We start from the raw sequence: 21,888 nt of genomic DNA on the forward strand, positions 1-21,888 counted from the left end.
AGTCAGCCATACTCACGTCAATCCAACACACTCAATAGCGCCGGGGAAACACCACCCGAAAGACCGAACCCTGACCGGGCTGACTTTCAACCAGTAAGCGACCCCGCAATAAATCGCACAACTGCCGGACAATGACTAAACCAATGCCTTCGCCCGGTGCTGAACCCAGCACGGGTTTGTTATCCAATAAGGCCGTTGCAGTGGGTGCGCCCGCAACGGTTGGGTAGTTGAGAACAGCCTCGCTGGCACGACCCTCGTGCGAGAGCCTATCGACTAAGGCCTGATCCATTCCCGGTCCGGTATCGGCTACGCTGAAAAACCACTCGTCGGGTTCGCTGTTGCCCCACTGCAGGGTAATGCTGCCGTGATCGGTGTATTTGAGTGCATTGAGCACCACGTTCTGCGCGATCCGGAGCATGTTAAGTGCGTCGCCTTCTACCGGTAGCTGTTTCTCACCGGACAACCGGAGCGTTAACCGTTTGTTTTCCACCAGCGGCCTGATGTTCTCGCCCAGTTTGCGCAGGAGTTCGGCCGCGTCGAAGGAAGCCAACTGCACCTGTTGCTGACCAGCTTCTAAGCGCGAAAAATCCAGCAGTTCGGTAATCAGCCGGGTTGTTTCCAGCACGTTCCGCTGAATCATGTCCAGCATCTGCGCCCGTTCTTCGTCGGAGTCGGCAAAGGCCAGCAGGTCAGTAGCGCCCTGAATGATACCCAGACTACCGCGCAAATCGTGGGAGGACGTGCGCAGCAACTCGCCCCGCACCCGCACCTGCTCCTGAAGAACGGATAGTTCCTCAACCGTCTCACCCGATTGCCTAACCTGGTTGAGCAGGTCTTCGCGCTGTTGCTGCATCTGCCGCAGGTCGGTAATGTCAAAACCGATCATCACCACGCTATCCTCCTGTTTGGTAACCGACAAAGCAAGCCAGCTGCCGTTTGATTGTTGCTGCTCAGCATACACCGGTTCGCCGGTTTCAATCACGCGGGTGAGGTTGTCCAATGTTTGCTGCCCCCACAACTGATCTGTTAACTGATTGAGTTTTATTTCGTTTATCTGTTTTAGCGGCTGACCCATCAACTGGGCAAATCGCTGGTTGGCGACCGCTACTCTGAACTCAGAAATAGCCCCGGACGACGTACGAACGGGTTGCAGCAGACCGATGGACGCGGGCGAATTGTCGAGTACGGCCTGCAGTGATTTGGCGGTTTGCCGTACGCGCTCCTCAATTTCCTTACGGTCGGTGATGTCGAGGGCCGTAACCACCACCCCCTGACCGTCGACCTGCCGGGTAACGTAAAAGGCAAAACAGCGCGTACCGTCTTGGGTCTCAAAATCCACCTCCCGATAGGCCGACTGACCGCTTTGGTACACGGCAACGTAGGTGTCAAACAATCCGTTTTCCCGGAATTCGGGGTTGATCTCCAGCAGTGACTTTGCCCGTATCATGGCGGGGGCATCGCCAAGGAGTTGCTGTGCCCGCTGGTTAAAGCCAGACGTCGTGAAATCAACGGGGACGCCGACCGCCGGTGTTTGAGACTCCGGTGTCCCGACTACCGCATCGCCCCCGTTCGGCACTACGGCTTCCAGCAGCGTAACAGCCGCCGGTACGCCATTCAGCACGCTTTGCAGCTGGTCGTTGGCTAACTGTAGCCGTTCATTCGTGTGAGTAAGTTCCGCCGTTCGTTCCACCACGAGTGTACTCAGTTCGGCGTTGAGTTCCTTTGGTCCCTGTACGTCGGCGGCTGTGCCGATGAATCCACTGAACTGACCATCGGGCGTGAAGGTTGGCTGCGCTTTTTCAAGCATCCAGTGGTACTCACCGTTGTGTTGGCGCAGTCGATATTCGGTTTGGTGCGGTTGTCTGTTTTCGAAGTAGGCCCGATACGTCTGTTCGTAACTTGCCCGGTCGTCGGGGTGCAGCGTGTGCGCCCAACCCGTGTCCATTACGTCGGTTAAAGAGCGGCCGGTAAAATCCAGCCACACATTGTTAAGGAACGTATAGCGACCATCAGGCCCGGCCACCCAAATAAGCGCCGGGGCATTGTTGGCAATCTGGCGAAACCAGGCTTCGCGCTCTTTAAGAAACTGCTGCGACCGGCGGTGCTCGGTGATGTCTTCAATGGCCAGCAGAATAGCTTCCTTTTGCCGCACCACCCGACGGGCATTGAGTAACAGCACTTTTTCGCCCACGCCCGGAAATTCATACCGTAGCTCGAAGCCCTGCACCTGCATGTCGCGCGTGGCCACGTCGGTCAGCAGGATGCGCAACTGAGGAATGTCCCACTGGCGGTTGGCTAACTCGTAGATCAGCCGCCCTTCGGTTGTTTCTTCGCTCAACCCAAACAAGGAATAAAACACCGGGTTGGCGCTTTTGATCCGTAAGTCGGGGGAGAGCACCAGCGTGGCCTCGCGGATGGTGCCGAAGATGGCCTCGGCATACGCGTAGGATTCCGACAACTGTTCGTTGCGCACCTGCAACTCCTGATTGATGGTCAGCAGTTCTTCGTTGGTTGATTCGATTTCCTCCTTGCCCGTTTCGAGTTCTTCGTTGATGCTCTGCAACTCCTCGTTGGAGCTGATGATCTCCTCGTTGGCCGATTGCAACTCTTCATGGGCGGCCTCCTGCCCCTCAACCACCGAGTGCATGTCTTCGCGCAGGGTGCTCATTTCGTCCTCCAACTGCCTGATGCGTCGGCTGCGGACGTCGGCCGCGTCGCTCTCGGCGGTGACAATGGCCGTTACTTCCTCAAACAAAATCAGAAACAACCGCTCATCCATATCCGTATTGAACGGCACGGCTTCGACGGCTACGTAATGAACCTGGTCTTTAACTTTAATTTCCACTCCGCTCCGGCGCACCGGCTGACCCGACTGCCCGGCTTTCTGGATCACGTTGCGCAGTTCGAACACCAGCGCCGGACGGGCCATTTTCAACAGGCTCAGACTGGCGCGGCCCGGCGCGGGTTCCAGAAACAGGCCCGTTGACCCGCGAAACTGTATAATATCCAAGTCGGCGTTGACAACCACACTGGCTGGCACATACTGGCTGAGCAGGCTGTCCACCATTTTGTCTAACGTATTGGTCGGGCGGGCAGGTCTCGTTCGTCGGGGGGGCGGGGTTAATCTGGCCGATCTGAACTGATCCAGATCCGCTGCATCCTGATGCTGATCGACTTGTTCATCCGGTAGTGCCTGGTCTGACCCGGCCCGGACTGGATGGTCCCGGACTGGATGGTCCTGAACGGGTGCGTCCTGGGCAGGATCGGTCGGGGCCAACCCAGGCCCATCCAGTCCGAGACCATCCAGTCCGGGCCGGGCGGAGGATCGCTGGGCTGAGTCGTTCCTAACCGACCGGCTTAGTCCAAATCGGGCATTCATGTCGAACAGTGCCCGTCCCGTAACATCATTTTTGCGGATGTACAGTTTATGGGTCGTTTCGAGTGCGGAGAAAAATGGGGACGAGGGGCCTACCGTTTCCGATTTTCCCAGCAGCAAATAACCGCTGGAATTAAGTGCATAATGAAACGTGGCAATGGCTTTGCGCTGCAACTGGGGATCTAAGTAAATGAGTAGATTGCGGCAGCTAACGAAGTCGAGCCGCGAAAAGGGCGGATCTTTCAGCAGGTTGTGGGGCGCAAACATGCACAGTTCACGAACGGCTTTGTTGACGCGGTAATGATCGCCTACTTTGTTGAAGAAGCGTTGCAGCCGCCGGGGCGACACATCCATCATTTCGCTGCGCGTGTAGGAACCGAGCCGGGCCTTGGCCACCGCCGACTCGCTCAGGTCGGTGGCAAACAACTGAACGGGGATGGTCGCTGCCCGTTCGCCGAGCGTTTCCAGCAGCAGCATGGCAATGGAGTACGCTTCCTGCCCCGTTGAACAGGCGGGCACCCAGATGCGCAGCGGCTCCTGGGACGTTCGCTGGCGAATGAGTTGGGGCAACACCACCCTCCGGAGGTAATCCATGGCGTCGGCATCCCGGAAAAACGTGGTCACGTTGATGAGCAGATCATCATAGAGCGCCAGCGTTTCGTCGGAGTCATGGAGGAGGTAGTCGGCGTAAGTCCGCAGCGTTTCCAGCCGCAATAACAACATCCGCCGAATGATCCGGCGCCGGATGGTCGTCATTTTGTAGTGGCTGAAGTCGGTGCCTGTGGTCTTTCGGAGCAACTGAATAATGATCTGCAAAGCCTCCTGGGTATCTTCTTCCGACGCGTCGGACTCATCCAGACTATCGTCCAGATCTGCCCCCCGCGCCGGTGCAGTACGGGCCGACGCGCTGTTAGCCGGGTCTGCATTGCCCGATGAGGCCGTTTCTACGAGCTCTTTTTTGTCCTGTTCCGACCATTCAATGGATTCAGATGATCCGCCGAATTCGAGTGCGTTGGCTCCCGCAGCCTGTTGGAACGTGGTCAGGTGCTGGCTTAGCTGTTGCAGTTCATGGGCAATGGCGGTGGGGGGCAGTACCCGGTCTACTACGCCCTCGGCAATGGCGGAGCGGGGCATGGTCTGGAAACGGGCCGTTTCGTCCTGGGCGAATGTCAGCCCCCCCGCAGCCCGGATGGCCCGCATTCCCAGTGTTCCGTCGGAGGCCGCACCGGATAGCAGCACGGCAACGGCTCCGGCTCGCTGCCGTGCTGCCAGCGACATAAAAAACCGGTCAATGGGCAGGCTCCCGGCCGTTGGGCCAACCTGCTGGCGCGGCACCAGCGTCAGTACACCGTCGATCACCTCCAGATCACACGTCGGCTCATCCTGAGTGTCGGCCTGCGTCTGCTTTGCCGCCGGAACAGCGCCGGAAATAATCACGTATACCTGGTTTGGCAGAACCGGCAGTTTATCTTCGGCCTTTACCACCGGCATGGATGTTGCGCGGCCGAGAACGAGCAGCGGGTCATCTTCGGACGTCGGGCCGTCGAGTGTCGGACCGTCCTGATGTTGGATGTATACGTAAGCCAGGCCGGTCGTTGGCGACAGGTTAGCAATCAGTTCCGATACGGCCTCCAGCCCTCCCATCGAGGCTCCAATGGCAACGATAGCAACCGATGAAGTGAGTTGTTCGTCCGGTGGTGTAATGGTCTGGTTGGTCATGGTGAAATTACCTGCACTGAAACTAATGCTTAGCTGATTGGTTTAGTAAACCATTAACGCGGTTGACGAAGCTTTCCAACTGTAAAAAAAGGCTATAGAAAGTCCCTGAAAAGACTCGTATAATTGTTTATCTAAGCAAAGTCGGTTTGTAAAGTTACTATAAAAAGAGCATGTCAAAACGTGATATTATTGTTATTGGTGCGTCGGCGGGAGGGGTTTATGCGCTCAAAGCGCTGGCAACCGCCCTGCCCCCGGATTTTGACGCTACTATCTTTGTCGTGTTGCACCTATCGCCCCATTCGCCAAGTCACCTGCCCGATATTCTGAACCACGCCGGTCCGCTACAGGCGTCCCACCCGAAAGATGGCGAGTCCATTCAGCGGGGGCGTATCTACGTGGCCTCGCCAGACCATCACCTGCTGGTGGAACATGACCATATCATTGTTAAGAAGGGTCCGAAAGAGAACCGGTTTCGACCGTCCATCGACGCGCTGTTTCGCTCGGCGGCTTACACCTACGGGTCCCGCGTTATTGGCGTTGTGCTGACGGGCCTGCTCGACGACGGCACCTCCGGCATCTGGTCGGTTAAGCGGCTGGGTGGGCTGGGAATCGTTCAGGCCCCGGAGGATGCCCTGTACCCAAGCATGCCCGATAATGTATTGCAGCACGTCGATGTAGATTACCAGGTGCCCGTTGCCGAACTGGCCCCATTATTATGCCAATTAATTGAAGAAACCGTTCCTGATAAGTCTGATCTGGTGGAAAACGAACTGAACCGAATGGAGGTCGAAGTGGGCATTGCCGCTCAGGACAATGCATTCGAGTTGGGTATTCTGGAACTGGGCGAACTCACACCGCTAACCTGCCCCGAATGCAGCGGGGCTTTGGTTAGCATCCGGGAAGGCAAGCTTATTCGTTACCGCTGTCACACCGGCCACGCCTACACGGCCAGTACGTTGCTGGCCGACGTGACGAAAACCGTTGAAGCCTCATTTTGGAAAGCTGTCCGCAGTCTGGAGGAAACGATTATTCTGCTTGAACAGTCGAGCCGACAATTTGCCGAGGGCGGTAACCCTATTGCTGCGGAGCAGTTTGCTCAAAAAGCCCGCGAAACCCGGGAGCGGTCGGCCAAAGCCCGCGAATTCATATTTCAGCAGGAGCAGGTCAGTGAGGACCTGGCCAGCAAGGACGTGGCCAGCAATGGGGTAGCAAAGTGAGTATTTGGGTGTTTGAGTTGAGGTTGGGCGGTATACGTCGGCCCACCGTCTACGAGTCTTACCGTTCTGGTCCGGTGCTTTTTCGGGTAGTGGCGCTGGATGGCTTCTCAGGAACAGATTCGGCGCTGTACGTGAGTTTGTTGAGGTAAAAGACTTCGCGTGGATTAGCGTAATTTTTGGAGGGAGCAATCTTCTGAAAGCCACACGCCAAAAAGTGCCGGTCGTACCAGGCCATCAGGTTATCCTGCGCCGAAAAGGTTACCTTCTCATCGTCGGTGCCAGTTCTGATTTTAAATTTTTCGGTACCCTGCAGCACTTTATTGCCCTGAATTACTTCGGTATTGATTTCGCCGTCGTTGGGATACGCCAGCACGATTCGGTCCCCCTGCTGCGAGAGCTGAACCATTTCGGTCAGCTCGGGACTGATAAGTTCTTTAATGGGCAGGCAGTTGTCCCACAGTAAACTACCCCGCCGGTCGAAACCGCACACGAAGGCGTGGGTGTAACGGAACCCTTCGTAGCGGTCGGCCCCGCGCAGGTAACCACCGTAGGCCAGCGTGCTGCCCCGGTACTGCGGGTAGTATACTTCGGCCACGAGCGTCAGGCCGTTGGCGGTGGGTTTGAGGTCGTGCACCAGCAGCCGATACCGGAATTTATAATCTTTACCTTCTTCTTTTTTCTTTTTTGCTTTGGCTAATAGCTTCTGCTGCCGGTGGGGCTTAAGGTAGTTGAAGAAATTCTGAAGCTGCGAAAACTCGACGTACTGAATCGCCTTGACCGCTTCGGCCGATGCGTCGGCGTCGGTCGCCGACTCGCCGTGCCGGATTCGGGTTACGTAAATGCCCTGGGAGTAGGGCGTGCAGTCGGTGGAGTAGTTGCCCACTAACAGCGATTCGTGGTCATCAACGGGCAGCAGTTTGCCGGAAATCAGGCTGTTCTGGGCACCGTCGAAGTCGATTGTCCGCAGCAGCTTGCTGTCGTAATTGTAGGTGCGGATGGAAAATCGGCAGCGACGCCGGGACGAGTGCACCAGCACATTAACTTCGCTTCGGGCTTCGTCGATCTCTAAGCTGCTGATTTCCATGTGATTGACATACATGCCGGGCAGCACTTTCGTGGTCTTGTCGAAGAAGGAGAACGCCATCACCACCGGGCGGCCGTGGTGGTAGCCGCCCACGTAGGCCTGATTACCCATCACCTTAAACTGCTGAATGTCGAACTGCTCAAGCAGGATGCCTTCAAAGGCGTCGATAAGGCCATCGTCGAGGTGGAGCCTGACGAACTGGAACCGGTTCGTGTCATATTCCCGGAAGAGGTGATACACATACTGGTCGTTGTTATAGGTCTGCACCGGCCGGTATTTGAGGTCTTGTTTGAACGTTGCCTCCCAGAGCGGTTTCAGGTTCACATCGTATTTTTTGAAGGCAAACAGAGCGGGTGTATTGTCATAAAAGCCACCGGTTCGGATCGTCATCAGCATTCCGCGCTCGCCAAGGGGCGTCACGTCGAAGGCTTCGGCCTGGTTTGGGTCCGACGGAATCTCAAGCCGCAGCGACTGCGCCAACTGCGCCTGAGCCGGGTGCAGGGCAAAGGGCAGGATTGACAGGAGCAGTATGTAGCGGAGATAAAGCATAACGTACCAAAAGTACGATTTTTCGGCGGGTGGATTGCAAACCTAAGCCCGTATAAAAAACGGCATCGTCCGCGTCACTACACCGGCAAAAATTATACCTGCCAGCGCTTTTTGAGGTAGTCTTTCATGAATAGGTTGATATCCCACTGGCTCGCCACGGGCTGATTGGTGTAGGGCAGGGTGGGCAGATACCCCGGTGCCGGGCCAAACTCGCAAGTAACGGTCAGCGTGGGGGCGTTGGCGCGTTGCAGCCGGGCACGGATGGCGTCCCACCATTTGGCGTGGCTTTCGAGGGCGTCTTTCCACTCCGGGGCGCGGGGGTCGCCAACCTGTGGGGCTTCGGGCTGACCCACGCGGCAGTGGATGTGGTCGCTGACGGCGATGGCCCGGTCTACGTTGTCGGACTGGTCGGCGAGGTACGACTCGGCCACGTTAACCCAGTGCGAGTAATCGGCCGTCAGGCGCAGGTCGGGAATTTTGAGCAGATAATACTGAATAGCGGGGGCGCTGTAGGAAAACCGGCCCCGGTGGGTTTCGTGCAGAATGCGGACGCCGGTTTGCTTCTGCACGTCGGCAGCCGTCTGAATCAACTCGGCGTTTTGCTCGAACGTAAAGTAGTCATGCCCCGTGTGGCTATTGATAAACAGGGGTTTGTGCGAGGCAACGTCGAGCAGATCGTCGCGAAATTTGGTTTTGTGCTCGCGAAATTCCTTTCCCCCGCCAAATGCCATCAGGATCAGGTCGAGGCCATTGTCGCGGGTGACTTGCACGGCTTCTTTGCGTTTGTCGGGTCCGGCGGCAATTTCCATACCGTCGTATCCGGCGGCTTTTACCCGGCGGGCGGCTTCGGGATAAGGAATGTTTTCCATGCCCCACAGGGGGCAGAAGAAGCGGGTTTTCATGGGCGAAGGGGTGAATGAGTCATTGCAAAGTAGGCAGAAAAGGGCGTACTTGGCAAACGATTGAAAGGCTTGTACCCACCGAATAGATCTGATGAATGAACCGAAGCACATCCGGGACGTAATGATTTGAATGCTGAAAGCACAAATTCAGGTGACAACCGTTGAGATTAATGACCTGATGGCTAAAAAAGCACCGTGGAATGAGATTGAGCGACTTATGGACAAGCGCGATGAATTGACTGCTATGTTGAACAACTTTGAATCAGACCAGCAAAACGATGGAATTATTTGATTTCGACCGTCATTACAATCGCATCCGGCTCGCTACCACGCCGGAAGAAATAGCCGAAATTCGGAACGAATATGATACACATTTTGAGTCGCTGCCCCAAAATGAGCAGGAAATATTCGTGCTGCGTTTACGCGAACACGCCCGCGATGAAGTCATTCGGGCAAAGGCTTTAATCGAGTTCGTCAAAGAGGTCATGAATACAGAACAGGAAACGGCTTAAAGTGGATTAGGTAGCAATTCCCCATATTATCCCCAATTTTACCCCCGCAACCTGATTCGTTCGGTAAACGGCGTTTCGGCGAATTTTATCTTTAACTAATTCTAAATTGCCTCTTCTTATGAGCGAAGTAGCCACCCGATTCAGTCCGGGCGTAGTAACCGGCGACAGCGTCACCGAACTGTTCCGTCACGCCAACGAAAATGATTACGCCCTGCCCGCCGTCAACGTCGTCGGCACGGACTCCGTCAACGCCGTGCTCGAAACGGCCCGTGCCGTCAATTCGCCGGTCATTATCCAGTTCTCCAACGGGGGCGGTATTTTCTACGCCGGTAAAAGCCTGCCCAACGACAAGCAGCAGGCCGCCATCGCCGGGTCGGTATCGGGGGCGCTGCACGTGCACCACGTCGCCGAACTTTACAACGTACCCGTCATTCTGCACACCGACCACTGCGCCAAGAAACTCCTGCCCTGGATCGATGGGCTGCTGACGGCCGGTGAAAAACACTTTGCCGAAACGGGCAAGCCGCTGTATTCGTCGCACATGCTCGATTTGTCGGAGGAGCCAATCGAGGAGAACATCGAAACCTGCGCCAAATACTTCGAGCGGATGGCTAAAATCGGGATGACGCTCGAAATTGAACTCGGCGTGACGGGTGGCGAAGAAGACGGCGTCGACAACTCCGACGTGGACGATTCCAAGCTCTACACCCAGCCCTCGGAAGTGGCGTATGCCTACGAAGAACTGAGCAAAATTTCGCCCAACTTCACCATTGCGGCCGCCTTTGGCAATGTTCACGGCGTATACAAGCCCGGTAACGTGAAGCTGTCGCCGATTATCTTAGACAATTCGCAGAAGTACATTCAGGAGCATTATAGCACGGGACCATTGCCGGTAAACTTCGTGTTCCACGGCGGGTCGGGGTCGAGTCGTGAGGAAATCCGCGAGGCCATTCGCTACGGGGCCGTAAAAATGAACCTCGACACTGACATGCAGTGGGCGATGTGGGAAGGTATTCTGAACTACTACAAGTCGAAGGAAGGTTACCTGCAAACCCAACTCGGCAGCCCCGACGGACCTGATTCGCCTAACAAAAAATATTACGATCCCCGCGTATGGCTGCGCAAAGGCGAGGAAAGCATGGTGCAGCGGCTGAAAATTGCGTTCGAGGATTTGAACTGCCTCAACCGGCTGGCGTAAGCGCTGATTTGCCACGTTGAACAACAAAAAGGTGTCGGCAGAATCCGGCACCTTTTTGTTATCTTGCAGGAAACAAATTCATAAACGATGGAAGCGGTTGAAGTAGCAGAACAGGTGGCTGAGGAGGTTATCCGCTCGCAATATGAGATCGAACGAGGTAAGCCTATGCCCAGTAAAAATCACGGAAAACTACAACAACGAATCGGCGTTGAGATTGCTGTTCATTATGGTGACACCTACGAAACGTACAGCGAATTGTCGTTGACCGTGCCTAACCCACCTTACATACCCGATTTGTGCTTATTTCCCGCCGGACCGTCTAATTGGCGCGAGGATGAGGTGAAAGTAAGCGAGGTGCCGTTGACCGTAATTGAAATCGTTTCCCCTTCTCAAACGGATACAGAACTGATACTGAAAGCCCGTGACTATTTTGCTGCTGGTACGAAGTCGTACTGGCTCGTTCAACCGGTGTTGCGAACCATTTTTGTGCTGCTGCCAGATGGTGACGAACTGGTTTTCCATAATGATACCTTAACTGACCCAACCAATGGTATATCGATTGATCTGAAAAAGGTATTTCGGTAGAAATAAAGTAAGGTGTAAAAAAGGTGTAGGGTGTAAGTGCTCTGGTGACACTACTTACACCCTACACCTTTTTTACACCTTACTTTATTTACTTCACATATCCCAACTTCCTCGGAATGGTGAAAATCTCGGTTTGTCGCCCGTCGATGTAGCGAAACGTCTGTCCGTCGAAAAAGCCGTCTTCTTCGAGCATGATGCGGATGGTTTTTTTCCAGTCGGGCAGGTCAACGGCCGCGTTGAGTTCGATGGAATAGGCCGTGTTGGCCAGCAGTGGGTAGTCGCCGGAGCCGGAAACGCCCTTTTGCTGATCCCACAGGCCGATGGTTGGCCCGGCTGCGTGCCCGTGAACGCCGATTGGGTGCGAATAAATGGTGCCGTTGATGCCTTCTTTTTTGGCCTGGTCCAGAGCCGCCAGTAATAGTTGATTGCCCGTCCGCCCAGCTTTGAATTGACCGGTCAGGATTTCCTGCAGGCGGTTGCCTTGTTTGAAAGCCGCTTTGATGGCATCGGGAACGTCGGTTTCGCCGGGGCGCAGGATGTAGGCGTGTTGCTGCTGGTCGGTGTTCAGGCGTAAGTAGGTAATCCCGAAATCGACGTGAATCAGGTCGCCGGGCATAATCACCTGTTTGTCGGGTCGTTTCGAGAACGTGCGCAGGTGCTCAAACTCGTTGCCCCCCGCCCGCTGCACGTCCACCGTTGGGTGAAACCACGTATCTAAGCCGAGATTGGTGATGCGCTGCCGGAACCACCACACCACATCGTCGGTGGTGGTGACGCCGGGCTGGATAACTGCTTCCGAGAAGCCCTCCTGAATAATCTGGTGCGACAGTCGGCAGATCATCGGATAAAGCGTCATTTCCTTCTCCGTCCGCGTTTCGAGCCAGCCAATGGCTACTTTTTCGGCCGGAACAATGCGCTTCTGATACTCGGCGGGCAGTTTCTCTAAAAATTCTTTGTGCTCTGTAAACGACAGCCCGTCGGCGTGGGCGTAGTTAGTGGAGGTGTTTAGCCCAATTTTCTTTGGCTTTCGGTCTTCGATAATTTTTACCAGCGCATCCCACTGATTGGGCCGCACGTCGATGTCCCACGCGCCTTTGAGCAGCGTACCCACGTCGTAGCGGGCAATGGCTAATTTCTCGATCCCCTTGTCACCCCCGGTCGGTCGGAATGCCGCATCACCGTCGCCACGGTCAAAAAAGACCATGATGGTGCGTCGGCGGGCCGAGAGCCACGTGCTGGGCAGCATGGTTCGCAGGACCGGGTCTTCGTTGTATTCGCGGGAGATGATGATCCACATATCCAGCCCTTCCCGGCGCATGAGTTGGGGCAGCAGGTTGGTGAACCGGTCTTCGAGGATGTCGTCCACGACTCGCGCCCGGTCGCGTTCGGGCAGAATGGTGTGGTCCTGCGTGGCGGCTGGCTGAGCAGTGGTTAGGATGGAAGCGGACACAAGAAGCCCAAGCGCGTAAACGTATTTAATCATTGGAGTTGAACTCAGTTTGGGGCAATATACGCAGGCCGTTAGGTATTTTTAACAAAACACACGGGCAACGATTCCCGGAAAAGCGGCATCTTCCCCGTTAGTGAACCGTGCCCACGCCAACTGCCCGAAATCGACCGGTTGTAGCTGAAATACCGCCGTACTTTCGTTAGTTTGCTATAGCCGGATGCCCAACGCACCCCCTTAGTTCATGAAACACTGCTTATTGATTCTATTCTTACTCACATACAGTCTGATAACCCATGCGCAAACTGCCCAAACCGGGCTGCGCGGAACGGTCAAAAGCGCAGCGGGCGAGGTGCTGCCTTACGCGGCCGTTATTATAAAAGGCACCGCATCGGCGGACCGACCTAACGGAACCATAACCAATGCCGAGGGGCGCTACGAAATTGCACTGGCACCGGGCAGTTATACCGTTGTCTTTCAGTTTCTTGGTTTTCAGTCGGTGCAGAAACCAGTGGAAGTCAGCACGGGTTTCGCTACGCTCGACGCCACGCTGGAGGAACAAGCGTTTCGGCTGGCAGAGGTGCAGGCGAAAGCGGGCAACGAAGACCCGGCCTATACCATCATGCGCCGGGCCATTGCCAAAAGCCGGTTCCATCAGTTGCAGGTGTCGCGGTTCCGGGCGCGGGTGTACACCAAGTCGAGCGCGACGGTTACCGACCTGCCAAACCTCGCCGAAATGGCGTTTCGCAAGCAATTGAAAGAAGCCGAACGTGATTTCAATTTTAAAGTTGGGGTGCCCATCATCAATGAAAATGTGTCCGAAGTGGCATTTAGTCAGCCCAATACGTACCGGCAGCGGGTGATTGCCAACCGCAACTCGCAGGGCGATTTTCTGAATCCAAGCCGCTTTTTCAACGTTAGTTTTTACTCGCCCACGGTAGCCGACGTTGTTTCGCCCCTGTCGCCGAAAGCGTTCGCGTATTACAAATTTGAGTACAAAGGCACGTTTCGGGAGCAGGGTGCCGACGGCACTCCGGTAGAAATCAGCAAGATTCAGGTGATTCCGCGCCAGTACGGAGAAGGCGTTTTCCGGGGCACGATTTTCATCATCGAAAACACCTGGGCGATCCATAGTTTGCAGTTGGAAACAGTTAATAATATCGGTCTGTCATTCATCATCCGGCATTTGTGCAGCCCGGTGAAGGGTGTCTGGATGCCCACCAATCAGCGCTACAACGTCGCCGGTTCGTACCTCGGCGTCAAAGGAAACGCGCAGTTTGTGCGGAGTCTCACCTTCAACGAGTTTGTGGTTAATCCCGCGTTTGTGGAGGATATTCAGGTGGCCGACGAGAAGAAAGGTCCACCCGCTCAAACGCTGGCCAAGGGTGACATTAAGGGAAAACAGTTAGAGGAGCTGGTGAAAAAACAGAAAGAGTTCTCGACCAAAAACCTGCGGCAGATGGTCAAGGAATACGAAAAGCAGGAAAAATTAGCCCGTAAAAATCGGAAGGAAGATGTTACCGTCGTGCGCGACGACTCACTGGTGGTCGATTCGCTGGCGCAAAAACGCTCGAACGTGTTCTGGGATTCGCTGCGGTCCGTGCCGCTGACGACCGCTGAAGTCAAAAGTTACCAGAAAAATGACAGCCTGAAAATTGTCCGCACGGTCGGTACTGTCAAAAAAATCAAGACTGACAGTACCGGCAAACGTGACACCACGCGCAAGTCACCGAACCGGTTTTCGCCGGAGCAACTGCTGTTTGGCAAGACGTGGAACCTATCTAAACGAACCGCCCTGATATACACCAGTCCGCTGACGCGCATTGAATACAACACCGTGGAGGGCTATGCGGTAGAGGGTGCGTTGAACCTGCGCTACCGCGCCAAGGTGGACTCAGTGAACCGGTTTACGAAGATTCCGCTGGGCGAATGGAACGTTGGTGGCACGGGGCGGTATCAGTTCGGGCGGCAGCAGTTGGTAGGCGTCGGACTGGCCACTTACCAGTACAAAACGACCAAAATCAGCGCGTCGGGCGGGCGGTATCTGTACCAGTTCAACCCCGACAATCCCATTAGCCCCGCGCTGAACACGCTGACGACGCTGCTGTTCGAGCAGAACTTTGCGAAATTATACCAGAAAGAGTTTCTGAACCTGACCGTCAGCGCATCACCGTTTAAGGAACGCCTGACGGTAACGGCAAGTCTCGAATACGCCCAACGCAGTGAACTGGCAAACTTTAAGGAAGGAATTAAACCGTGGATCGACTGGCGCAACCGCACGTTTACCCCCAATCGCCCCAACAACGATGAAGTGGCCACAACCAGTTTTCCAACCCACCGGGCCACTATCCTGAATCTGACGGCCTCGACGCGTTTAGGCGCAACACAGTACGTCATCCGCAACGGTCGGCGGATTGCCCGGCGCGACAACGACGCCCCGTTGCTGACGGTGAACTACCGGAAGGGGTTTGGGCAGGTTGACTATGACTTTTTGCAGGCGGGCATTTCGCAATCGTTCGAGACGGGCATCCGCAGTCGGCTGAATTATACCCTAAGCGCCGGGGCGTTTCTGACTGACCGGAAGCTATATTTCCCTGATTTCAAGCACTTCGCAGGCAACAAGTTCTTCTTTCAGCAGGGCGACGTCGTGGCGGGCTTTCGGATGCTGCCGTACTATCAATACAGCACGGGCAAGCGGTTTGCCGAAGCGCACGTACTGGCCGAGTTTCGTAAATTCCTGATCACGCAGCTAACCTTAGTGCGGCTGACGGGTTTAAAGGAAAACGTATTTGTGCATTATCTGTACACCCCAACATCGAAAAACTACACCGAAGTTGGCTACGGGCTGGATGGCCTGATTCCGCAGGTACTGCCCTTTTTCCGGGTCGAGGTAATCTCGCAGTGGCAGAATGCGAAGTACCAGGGACTGGGCTTCCGCATCGGCACAACACTCAAGTTCGGACGATGAACGTATCCAGGTGGTACGGCAACCCGGCGGCCACGTCCGGGTGAAGAAATCCTTTTCCACCCGGACGTGGCCGCCGGGTTGCCGTACCACCTGGATACACCATTATGCAACGTCGCTCATTCATTCAAACATCCCTCACCGCAGCCGCCGGAATCAGCCAGTTGAACCTGATGCTACCAGCGACGCTGCCCGAACCGAAGCCGGAGAAACTACCGCGCTGGCGGGGCTTCAACCTGCTCGAAAAGTTCGTAGCGGGCAATACAGGACCCGAACCGGCTGGTCCATATAAAGAGCGTGACTTTGCCATGATTGCCGACTGGGGGTTCAACTTCGTGCGGTTGCCCATGTCGTACCACTGCTGGGCCACGCCTGACCCGGCCCATTGGACGAAACTGGACGAGCGTGTTTTGAAAGAGATTGATCAGGCAGTTGATTTTGGTAAGCAGTACAACCTGCACGTCAACCTGAATTTGCACCGGATTCCGGGTTACTGCGTCAATCCGCCCGCCGAACCACTCAACCTCTGGACCGACGAGCGGGCGCTCGAAGCGGCCGTTTCCCAATGGAAACACCTCGCCGAACGTTATAAAGGCCGATCCAACCGGGAGGTAACCTTCGACCTCATCAACGAACCCAACACCGACGAAACCAGCTATATCCGGGTCGTGACGGCGCTGGTTGAGGGAATTCGCTCCGTCGACCCCAACCGGCTCATCATTGCCGATGGTTTGCAGTATGGCAATCAGCCGGTGCCCAAATTAGCCGGGTTAAAACTGGGGCAAAGCACCCGTGGGTATCTGCCGATGAACGTCAGCCATTACAAAGCGGAGTGGACACCGATGTTCAAAGACCTGCCCCCGCCCACCTGGCCCGCTACGTGGATGAACGTAAGCTGGGACACCGGGACGCTGCGACGAGTGGCCATTGAGCCGTGGAAAAAACTACAGGCGCAGGGCGTGGGCGTACACGTGGGCGAATGGGGCTGCTACAACAAAACACCCCACGATATTGCGTTGCGGTGGATGGAAGACCAGCTAAAACTTTGGGAAGAGGCAGGCTGGGGCTGGTCGCTGTGGAATTTTCGGGGGGCGTTTGGCATCCTCAACAGCAATCGAAGCGACGTTGATTACAAAATTCATGAGGGTATGAAATTAGACGAGAAAATGCTGGCGCTGTTGCGAAAATATTGAGCGTAACGTAGGGTTGTGCGAAATTTGAACGATTAGTGGGACTGTGAAGTGTCAAAATCTTGTTAATCGGTTGAATCCTGCTAATCCTGCAGGGCCGCCTGTGCGGTTCAGACAACAATGCAAAACATCAAAGACTTATTTAACGTGTTTCCGCGCCCCGGCCGGGTGGAGTGGATCGGTATCCGTTCCGAACGGCGTGAACCCGTCTTGGCCGTTCAATCTGTCGACGTTTCGGAAACAAAAGGACTGATCGGTGACCACTACAGCGGGCAATCGGGCAGCCGCCACGTTACGCTCATCCAGGCCGAACACCTGTCCGTGGTAGCCGCCCTGACCGGCCGCGACTCGCTCGACCCGGCCCTGGTTCGTCGGAACATTGTGGTGTCGGGCTTGAATCTGCTGGCCCTTAAAGATCACCAATTACAGATTGGCGATGCCGTGCTTCAGATTACCGGTCAGTGTCATCCCTGTTCTAAAATGGAAACGGTGCTGGGACCGGGCGGCTACAACGCCATGCGCGGCCACGGCGGGCTTACGGCGAAGGTAGTTCGGGGCGGGACGATTCGGATAGGCGATGAAGTAACGGTTATGCCAACTGCTATCGTTGCTTCGACTGCTCCGGGTCGGCCTGAATCCGGCTGGGGCGGTTAAAGCCGTACCGGAAGCGGTTGCGGAGTTGCTGGATGGTGTTGATGAGGTCGTAATCTGAAGCCTGGAGCAGAAATTCATCATCTAATTCGCAGAAGTCCACAAAGCGGTCTACGTCGTCGCCTTTGAGGTCGGTTGCCTGGTCGATGAGCAGCCGGAGTCGTTCGAGGGCCAGCGCGTGCCGACGATCCTGCTGCATAATTACGTACGCTTTCCGGTCGGATTTGGGTCGTTTTCCGAACATCTCGTACAACAGCGTGACGCCCGCGCCGTCGGCCAGCCGGTCGAACGCCTGCTCGCCCGTCACCTTGCGGGAGGCCGTCGGCTCGGCTAAGATCTGCTCAATTTCGCGTTTGACTTCCTCGTATCGCTTGGCCGTTACGGTCACTTCGGCCAGGTCGATTACGCGGTAGGGCATGGGCGGCAGCGCACGGGCCGCGATAGTCGGATTCTCGGAACCGTCGTAGCGAATACCGGTTCGCGTATATAACTGACTGGTCAGAATGAGTGAGTCGCCGGGCTGCACCGTCAGAAAAAAGCGGCCCGTGACGTTGGTGCGGGCGCGTTGGCGGGTGCGCTGATTCACCACCGTTGCCCGGTCCACGGCTTTGTTCGTTACCTGATCAATCACCGTCCCGATCACGTATTTCCCCTGCGCCCAAGTTCTGCCCGACCAACCGGCAGTCAGCAGAAGCAGAAATAGGAGCAGACGGTGTCGCATAGCGAAGAGAAATGAGCCAAAACAAAGCGTGCCACAACCCGACGTCGTGGCACGAATTAGTAGCGTAAAAGTATGAATTTTAGGGGTGTAACCAGCAGGAAGGGCGTTAAAAAACGTTAACCAGCCGCAGCAACCGGTCCAGCGTCATCGCCGTGAAATCCCGGATTACATCGTTGACAAACGGGCGCAGTTCGTCGGGCGTTTGGGTGGTGGCCACTCCAACAACAGTGGCTCCCGACGCTTTTGCCGCCTGAATGCCGGTCATCGAATCCTCGAACACAACGCTTTCGCCCGGCTCTACGCCCAGCATCGCCATCGCCTTCTGGTAAATTTCGGGGTCGGGTTTGGGGCGGCTGACCATACTTTCGTTCAGCAAAGCATCGAAGTAAGGGCGCAGTTCGAGTGCGTCGATCACAAAATCGAGATTTTCGACCGGGGCCGAGGTTGCCACGGCGGTTATGACACCACCGGCTTTCAACGCCTTCAGAAAGTCGATCAAACCAGCGACGGGCACAACGTCGGGGCGGTACAATTCACGGAACAGCGCTTCCTTCTCGTTGCTGAGTCGTTGCACTTCATCGGGCGTCAGCGTCTGACCCGCGAACAAATGCGCCACGATATGGGCGTTGTGCTTGCCCGAAACGTGCTCCACAAAGTCTTCGTCGCTCAGCGTTTTACTGTAGCGTTGGTAGTACTGGCGCCAGGCGGTGCGGTGGTGTGGGTTCGTATCCACAATCACCCCATCCATATCAAAAATAACGGCTTTCATAATGGAAGGGAGTAAGGGGAGGAGAGGGAGGAGGGGATGCTGCCGCGTTTTGTTCTGCTCGTCCCTTTACTCCCTTAAAATAAATTTACAATTCTCGACAATCCCGCCGAAATCAGCAGCATCACCGCCACAAAGCTCAGTCCGTAGTATAACCCGAAACCTTCGGCTATGAAGCCAATAATGGGTGGCCCGGCGAGGAAACCGATGAAGCTGAACGTGGCAAAGGTGGCTAATCCGGCAGCGGGTGGAATGCCCGGTATCCGCAGCGCAGCCGCATACAGAATGGGAGCACCCAGCGAGCAGCCCGCGCCCAGCACTGCAAAGCCAATCAGGGCCGTTGGCGGGTAGGGCAGGGCAATAGCGAACAATAGTCCAAACGCGGCCAGCACACCACCAATCTGGAGCCAGCGCTTCGCGCCAATTTTGGGGATGATTGCATCGCCCAGGAACCGGAACCCCGTCATGGATAGGGAGAAACTGGCGAAGCCAAGAGCTGCTACCTGACTGCTGGCTTCGAGGGTTTCGCGCAGGTACACCGCACTCCAGTCGAAAGCCGCACCTTCACCCATTGCCAGGGCTAAACCAATCAGAATCATCAGTAATAAGTCGCGGTTGGGCCGCACAAATGACGATCCTGTTTTCTCACCCGACTCGCGCTGACTACTCGATGGTATCTGCGCCAGCGTGGGTTGCAATGCAAAGGTCAGCAGTAGTACCAACCCGGCCATAACCATAACGTGAACCGGGGGCGCTGCGTGCAGGGCAATTACAGCTCCGGCAACGCCCGACCCCAACAGCCCGCCTAAGCTCCACATGCCGTGGCACGACGACATAATGACGATGCCCTGCGACCGCTCTAAATTAGTAGCGAGCGTGTTCATGGCTACGTTGATAAGCGCCCCATTGAGACCCAGCAGAAACAACCCAGTGGCCAGCACAGCCGGATTGGGCGCGTTGAGCGGTATGCAGATGGCCACCGTTAGCCCCATCGCCGACCAGAAACACGTCCGGGCTTCGCCGAGTTTGGCAATAATCCAGCCCGTGATCGGATTCATAACTAATAAACCAGCGGGCATGGCGAACAAAAGCAGGCCCAACTCCGAATCGGAGAGATGTAGCTTGGCTTTGACGTAGGGAATGTGCGCTACCCAACTACCGAACAGAACGCTGTCCGACGCAAAGACCAGTCCAATGGCCAGCGCCTGCCGATTTAGAAAAAAAGTCAGCAGGTTCCGTACGAACGGATTTCGGTACGATCTTTCTGCTATCATGGTTGTATTCATGGTACAAAAATAGCCGGTACTCACCGGCTATTTTTCCAATCTATTATCCGTTATTAATGCTGTATTGCTTTCCCGAAAGCAAAATGTCCTAATTCATTGTTAACGACGTATTATTTTTGAGGTGACCAGCCATCGCTTTTCGTAACTTCTCCACCTTAGGCAGCGACACGCGCTGAATGTAAGGCTGGTCGGGGTGCAGCGAAAAGTAGTTCTGGTGGTAGTTCTCGGCGGGGTAAAACACGGTGATGGGCGTCACTTCCGTCACCACCGGGTTGGGGTAGTGTTTCGATGCATTGGTGCGCTTGATGGCGGCCAAGATTTCTGCTTTTTCGGCGGGCGTCCGGTAAAAAGCCACCGAACGGTAGTCACGGCCGGTGTCAGGTCCCTGCCGGTTGAGCGTGGTGGGGTCATGACCCGCGAAGAACGCGTCGAGCAACTGGGCATAGGTGATGACACCAGGATCGTAATAAACCTGAACGGATTCAGCGTGGCCGGTCCGGTCGGTGCCAACTTGTTCGTACGTTGGGTTTTTGACGGTGCCACCCGCGTAGCCTGAAACCACCTCGCGAACGCCTTTGATCTGGTTCATGCCTTCTTCCAGCGCCCAGAAACAGCCGCCCGCAAAGGTCGCTACGGCCTCGTCTGGCTTGGGAGCGGGCAGTTTGGCCGGTGCGTAATCGTTCGACTGGGCCAGGGTGCAACCTGCCACGAACAGCAGGCTTAGCACGTATAAATGAATTCGTTTCATATCGTTTCTTGTTATCAATCAGTTACGGTATAAACGATTGAAACGTGGTTCCGGTTTCCTGCCAACGTCGGCCAGCCGACAACGTGAGTAGATAGTTTATGAAATTACAATTCGAGAAAATAGAACCCGAAGCGGGGAGTTCGTTCCGGGTCATTCACCTTACCGAAGCCGAGACGTGCCGGGTGTACTGGCATTACCATCCCGAATACGAAATCGTTTACATGCCAACGGGCAGCGGTCAACGGCGGGTCGGCACGAACGTGTCATGCTATGACGCGGGCGAACTGGTGTTCATTGGTCCTAATCTGCCCCACCTCAATTTCAGTTACGGCAGAGAGGGGCAGTACGAAGAAGTAGTGGTGCAGATGCGCGACAATTTCTTAGGCGACACATTCCTGCAAAAACCCGAATTGGGGGCCATCCGACGGTTGTTTGAGCGGGCGCACACGGGCCTTACGTTCGGGGTCGACACCAAGCAGCGCGTGGGACCGTGGCTGGCGCAGCTCCCCGGCCAGTCGCCATTTGAGCGGATGCTAACGCTACTGCGCGTGCTCGAAACGCTCGCGGCAGCGCCCGATGTGGAGCCGCTTCATGCCAACGGCATTCGGTTCGACCTCAATCCGAAAGAGCAGGAGCGCATCAGCCGCGTGTGTCAGTACGTGGAGGAGCACTACACCCAGCCGATTGACGTTCGCGCTGTGGCCGACCTCGCCAGCTTGACCGTACCGGCATTCTGCCGCTATTTTAAACGCATGACGCACCTGACGTTTACCGATTTTGTGAATGAATACCGCGTCAATCAGGCCCGGCGGCTGCTTCACTCCGCCCGAACCATTGCTGACGTTAGTACCGAAGTGGGGTTCAACAACCTGTCGCACTTCAACAAAACGTTCCGGGCCGTAACGGGCCAAACGCCGGGCATGTACCGGAAGGCGCTGGTGGGGTAGCGCTCGCTCATTCGACTGCCCACCC

The 21,888-nt window shown here is 55.7% G+C and carries 17 protein-coding genes; 9 read left to right on the forward strand and 8 right to left on the reverse strand.

The window, feature by feature from the left end; translation table 11 throughout:
• Positions 1-31 precede the first annotated feature (31 nt).
• Positions 32-5,095, reverse strand: coding sequence for a CheR family methyltransferase (locus ACYVHB_RS24510; RefSeq protein WP_461054452.1), 5,064 nt, complete (start codon positions 5,093-5,095; stop codon positions 32-34).
• Between the two features lie 170 nt (positions 5,096-5,265).
• Between ACYVHB_RS24510 and ACYVHB_RS24515 the strand changes: the two genes are divergently transcribed.
• Positions 5,266-6,312 carry a chemotaxis protein CheB gene (locus ACYVHB_RS24515; protein ID WP_461054453.1) on the forward strand — a complete coding sequence of 349 codons (1,047 nt, stop codon included), beginning with the start codon at positions 5,266-5,268 and terminating at the stop codon, positions 6,310-6,312.
• A gap of 58 nt (positions 6,313-6,370) precedes the next feature.
• On the opposite strand, the gene ACYVHB_RS24520 is transcribed toward ACYVHB_RS24515, so the two are convergent.
• Both ACYVHB_RS24520 and ACYVHB_RS24525 read right to left on the reverse strand, forming a co-directional pair.
• Positions 6,371-7,945, reverse strand: coding sequence for a hypothetical protein (locus ACYVHB_RS24520; protein ID WP_461054454.1), 1,575 nt, complete (start codon positions 7,943-7,945; stop codon positions 6,371-6,373).
• 92 nt (positions 7,946-8,037) lie between these two features.
• Positions 8,038-8,847: a sugar phosphate isomerase/epimerase family protein gene (locus ACYVHB_RS24525; protein ID WP_461054455.1), complete on the reverse strand. Its 810-nt coding sequence runs from the start codon at positions 8,845-8,847 to the stop codon at positions 8,038-8,040.
• Between the two features lie 130 nt (positions 8,848-8,977).
• On the opposite strand from ACYVHB_RS24525, the gene ACYVHB_RS24530 reads away from it, so the two are divergent.
• The 4 genes from ACYVHB_RS24530 (at position 8,978) to ACYVHB_RS24545 (ending at position 11,142) form a co-directional block, all read left to right on the forward strand.
• Entirely contained in the window at positions 8,978-9,139 is a 162-nt protein-coding gene (locus tag ACYVHB_RS24530; RefSeq protein WP_461054456.1) for a hypothetical protein, read from the forward strand.
• Positions 9,126-9,359, forward strand: coding sequence for a hypothetical protein (locus ACYVHB_RS24535; protein WP_461054457.1), 234 nt, complete (start codon positions 9,126-9,128; stop codon positions 9,357-9,359). The genes ACYVHB_RS24530 and ACYVHB_RS24535 overlap by 14 nt, the downstream gene beginning before the upstream one ends.
• A gap of 118 nt (positions 9,360-9,477) precedes the next feature.
• On the forward strand, positions 9,478-10,557 hold the full coding sequence (gene fbaA / locus ACYVHB_RS24540) for a class II fructose-bisphosphate aldolase (RefSeq protein WP_461054458.1): 1,080 nt from the start codon (positions 9,478-9,480) through the stop codon (positions 10,555-10,557).
• A gap of 87 nt (positions 10,558-10,644) precedes the next feature.
• Entirely contained in the window at positions 10,645-11,142 is a 498-nt protein-coding gene (locus tag ACYVHB_RS24545; protein WP_461054459.1) for a Uma2 family endonuclease, read from the forward strand.
• An 88-nt stretch (positions 11,143-11,230) separates the two neighbouring features.
• Here the strand turns inward: ACYVHB_RS24545 and ACYVHB_RS24550 are convergent, their stop codons facing one another.
• Positions 11,231-12,625 carry a M24 family metallopeptidase gene (locus ACYVHB_RS24550; RefSeq protein ID WP_461054460.1) on the reverse strand — a complete coding sequence of 465 codons (1,395 nt, stop codon included), beginning with the start codon at positions 12,623-12,625 and terminating at the stop codon, positions 11,231-11,233.
• A gap of 208 nt (positions 12,626-12,833) precedes the next feature.
• On the opposite strand from ACYVHB_RS24550, the gene ACYVHB_RS24555 reads away from it, so the two are divergent.
• The 3 genes from ACYVHB_RS24555 to ACYVHB_RS24565 all read left to right on the forward strand — a co-directional run bounded on the left by ACYVHB_RS24555 (position 12,834) and on the right by ACYVHB_RS24565 (position 17,398).
• Positions 12,834-15,557: a DUF5686 and carboxypeptidase regulatory-like domain-containing protein gene (locus tag ACYVHB_RS24555; RefSeq protein WP_461054461.1), complete on the forward strand. Its 2,724-nt coding sequence runs from the start codon at positions 12,834-12,836 to the stop codon at positions 15,555-15,557.
• A 104-nt stretch (positions 15,558-15,661) separates the two neighbouring features.
• Positions 15,662-16,747 (forward strand): glycoside hydrolase family 5 protein, encoded by a 1,086-nt coding sequence (locus ACYVHB_RS24560; RefSeq protein ID WP_461054462.1) that lies wholly within the window; start codon positions 15,662-15,664, stop codon positions 16,745-16,747.
• Between the two features lie 117 nt (positions 16,748-16,864).
• Positions 16,865-17,398: an MOSC domain-containing protein gene (locus ACYVHB_RS24565; protein ID WP_461054463.1), complete on the forward strand. Its 534-nt coding sequence runs from the start codon at positions 16,865-16,867 to the stop codon at positions 17,396-17,398.
• Here ACYVHB_RS24565 and ACYVHB_RS24570 read toward each other — a convergent pair.
• From ACYVHB_RS24570 to msrA, 4 genes are all read right to left on the reverse strand, one after another.
• On the reverse strand, positions 17,346-18,116 hold the full coding sequence (locus ACYVHB_RS24570; protein ID WP_461054464.1) for a peptidase associated/transthyretin-like domain-containing protein: 771 nt from the start codon (positions 18,114-18,116) through the stop codon (positions 17,346-17,348). The two genes, ACYVHB_RS24565 and ACYVHB_RS24570, sit on opposite strands and share 53 nt — an antisense overlap.
• A gap of 106 nt (positions 18,117-18,222) precedes the next feature.
• Positions 18,223-18,885: an HAD family hydrolase gene (locus ACYVHB_RS24575; RefSeq protein ID WP_461054465.1), complete on the reverse strand. Its 663-nt coding sequence runs from the start codon at positions 18,883-18,885 to the stop codon at positions 18,223-18,225.
• A 74-nt stretch (positions 18,886-18,959) separates the two neighbouring features.
• Complete coding sequence (locus tag ACYVHB_RS24580; protein WP_461054466.1) at positions 18,960-20,168, reverse strand: MFS transporter; 1,209 nt, start codon at positions 20,166-20,168, stop codon at positions 18,960-18,962.
• An 88-nt stretch (positions 20,169-20,256) separates the two neighbouring features.
• Entirely contained in the window at positions 20,257-20,916 is a 660-nt protein-coding gene (gene msrA, locus ACYVHB_RS24585; protein ID WP_461054467.1) for a peptide-methionine (S)-S-oxide reductase MsrA, read from the reverse strand.
• Positions 20,917-21,014: 98 nt separating this feature from the next.
• Between msrA and ACYVHB_RS24590 the strand changes: the two genes are divergently transcribed.
• Positions 21,015-21,863, forward strand: a complete 849-nt coding sequence (locus ACYVHB_RS24590) for an AraC family transcriptional regulator (protein WP_461054468.1) — start codon at positions 21,015-21,017, stop codon at positions 21,861-21,863.
• Positions 21,864-21,888: the final 25 nt, after the last annotated feature.

The sequence above is a fragment of the Spirosoma arcticum genome (assembly GCF_054779955.1).

Excerpts from the sequence above, each read along its gene's own strand:
- ACYVHB_RS24510 (WP_461054452.1), bottom strand. The coding sequence starts at position 5,095 with ATGACCAACCAGACCATTACACCACCGGACGAACAACTCACTTCATCG.
- ACYVHB_RS24515 (WP_461054453.1), top strand. The coding sequence starts at position 5,266 with ATGTCAAAACGTGATATTATTGTTATTGGTGCGTCGGCGGGAGGGGTT.
- ACYVHB_RS24520 (WP_461054454.1), bottom strand. The coding sequence starts at position 7,945 with ATGCTTTATCTCCGCTACATACTGCTCCTGTCAATCCTGCCCTTTGCC.
- ACYVHB_RS24525 (WP_461054455.1), bottom strand. The coding sequence starts at position 8,847 with ATGAAAACCCGCTTCTTCTGCCCCCTGTGGGGCATGGAAAACATTCCT.
- ACYVHB_RS24530 (WP_461054456.1), top strand. The coding sequence starts at position 8,978 with ATGCTGAAAGCACAAATTCAGGTGACAACCGTTGAGATTAATGACCTG.
- ACYVHB_RS24535 (WP_461054457.1), top strand. The coding sequence starts at position 9,126 with ATGGAATTATTTGATTTCGACCGTCATTACAATCGCATCCGGCTCGCT.
- fbaA (WP_461054458.1), top strand. The coding sequence starts at position 9,478 with ATGAGCGAAGTAGCCACCCGATTCAGTCCGGGCGTAGTAACCGGCGAC.
- ACYVHB_RS24545 (WP_461054459.1), top strand. The coding sequence starts at position 10,645 with ATGGAAGCGGTTGAAGTAGCAGAACAGGTGGCTGAGGAGGTTATCCGC.
- ACYVHB_RS24550 (WP_461054460.1), bottom strand. The coding sequence starts at position 12,625 with ATGATTAAATACGTTTACGCGCTTGGGCTTCTTGTGTCCGCTTCCATC.
- ACYVHB_RS24555 (WP_461054461.1), top strand. The coding sequence starts at position 12,834 with ATGAAACACTGCTTATTGATTCTATTCTTACTCACATACAGTCTGATA.
- ACYVHB_RS24560 (WP_461054462.1), top strand. The coding sequence starts at position 15,662 with ATGCAACGTCGCTCATTCATTCAAACATCCCTCACCGCAGCCGCCGGA.
- ACYVHB_RS24565 (WP_461054463.1), top strand. The coding sequence starts at position 16,865 with ATGCAAAACATCAAAGACTTATTTAACGTGTTTCCGCGCCCCGGCCGG.
- ACYVHB_RS24570 (WP_461054464.1), bottom strand. The coding sequence starts at position 18,116 with ATGCGACACCGTCTGCTCCTATTTCTGCTTCTGCTGACTGCCGGTTGG.
- ACYVHB_RS24575 (WP_461054465.1), bottom strand. The coding sequence starts at position 18,885 with ATGAAAGCCGTTATTTTTGATATGGATGGGGTGATTGTGGATACGAAC.
- ACYVHB_RS24580 (WP_461054466.1), bottom strand. The coding sequence starts at position 20,168 with ATGAATACAACCATGATAGCAGAAAGATCGTACCGAAATCCGTTCGTA.
- msrA (WP_461054467.1), bottom strand. The coding sequence starts at position 20,916 with ATGAAACGAATTCATTTATACGTGCTAAGCCTGCTGTTCGTGGCAGGT.
- ACYVHB_RS24590 (WP_461054468.1), top strand. The coding sequence starts at position 21,015 with ATGAAATTACAATTCGAGAAAATAGAACCCGAAGCGGGGAGTTCGTTC.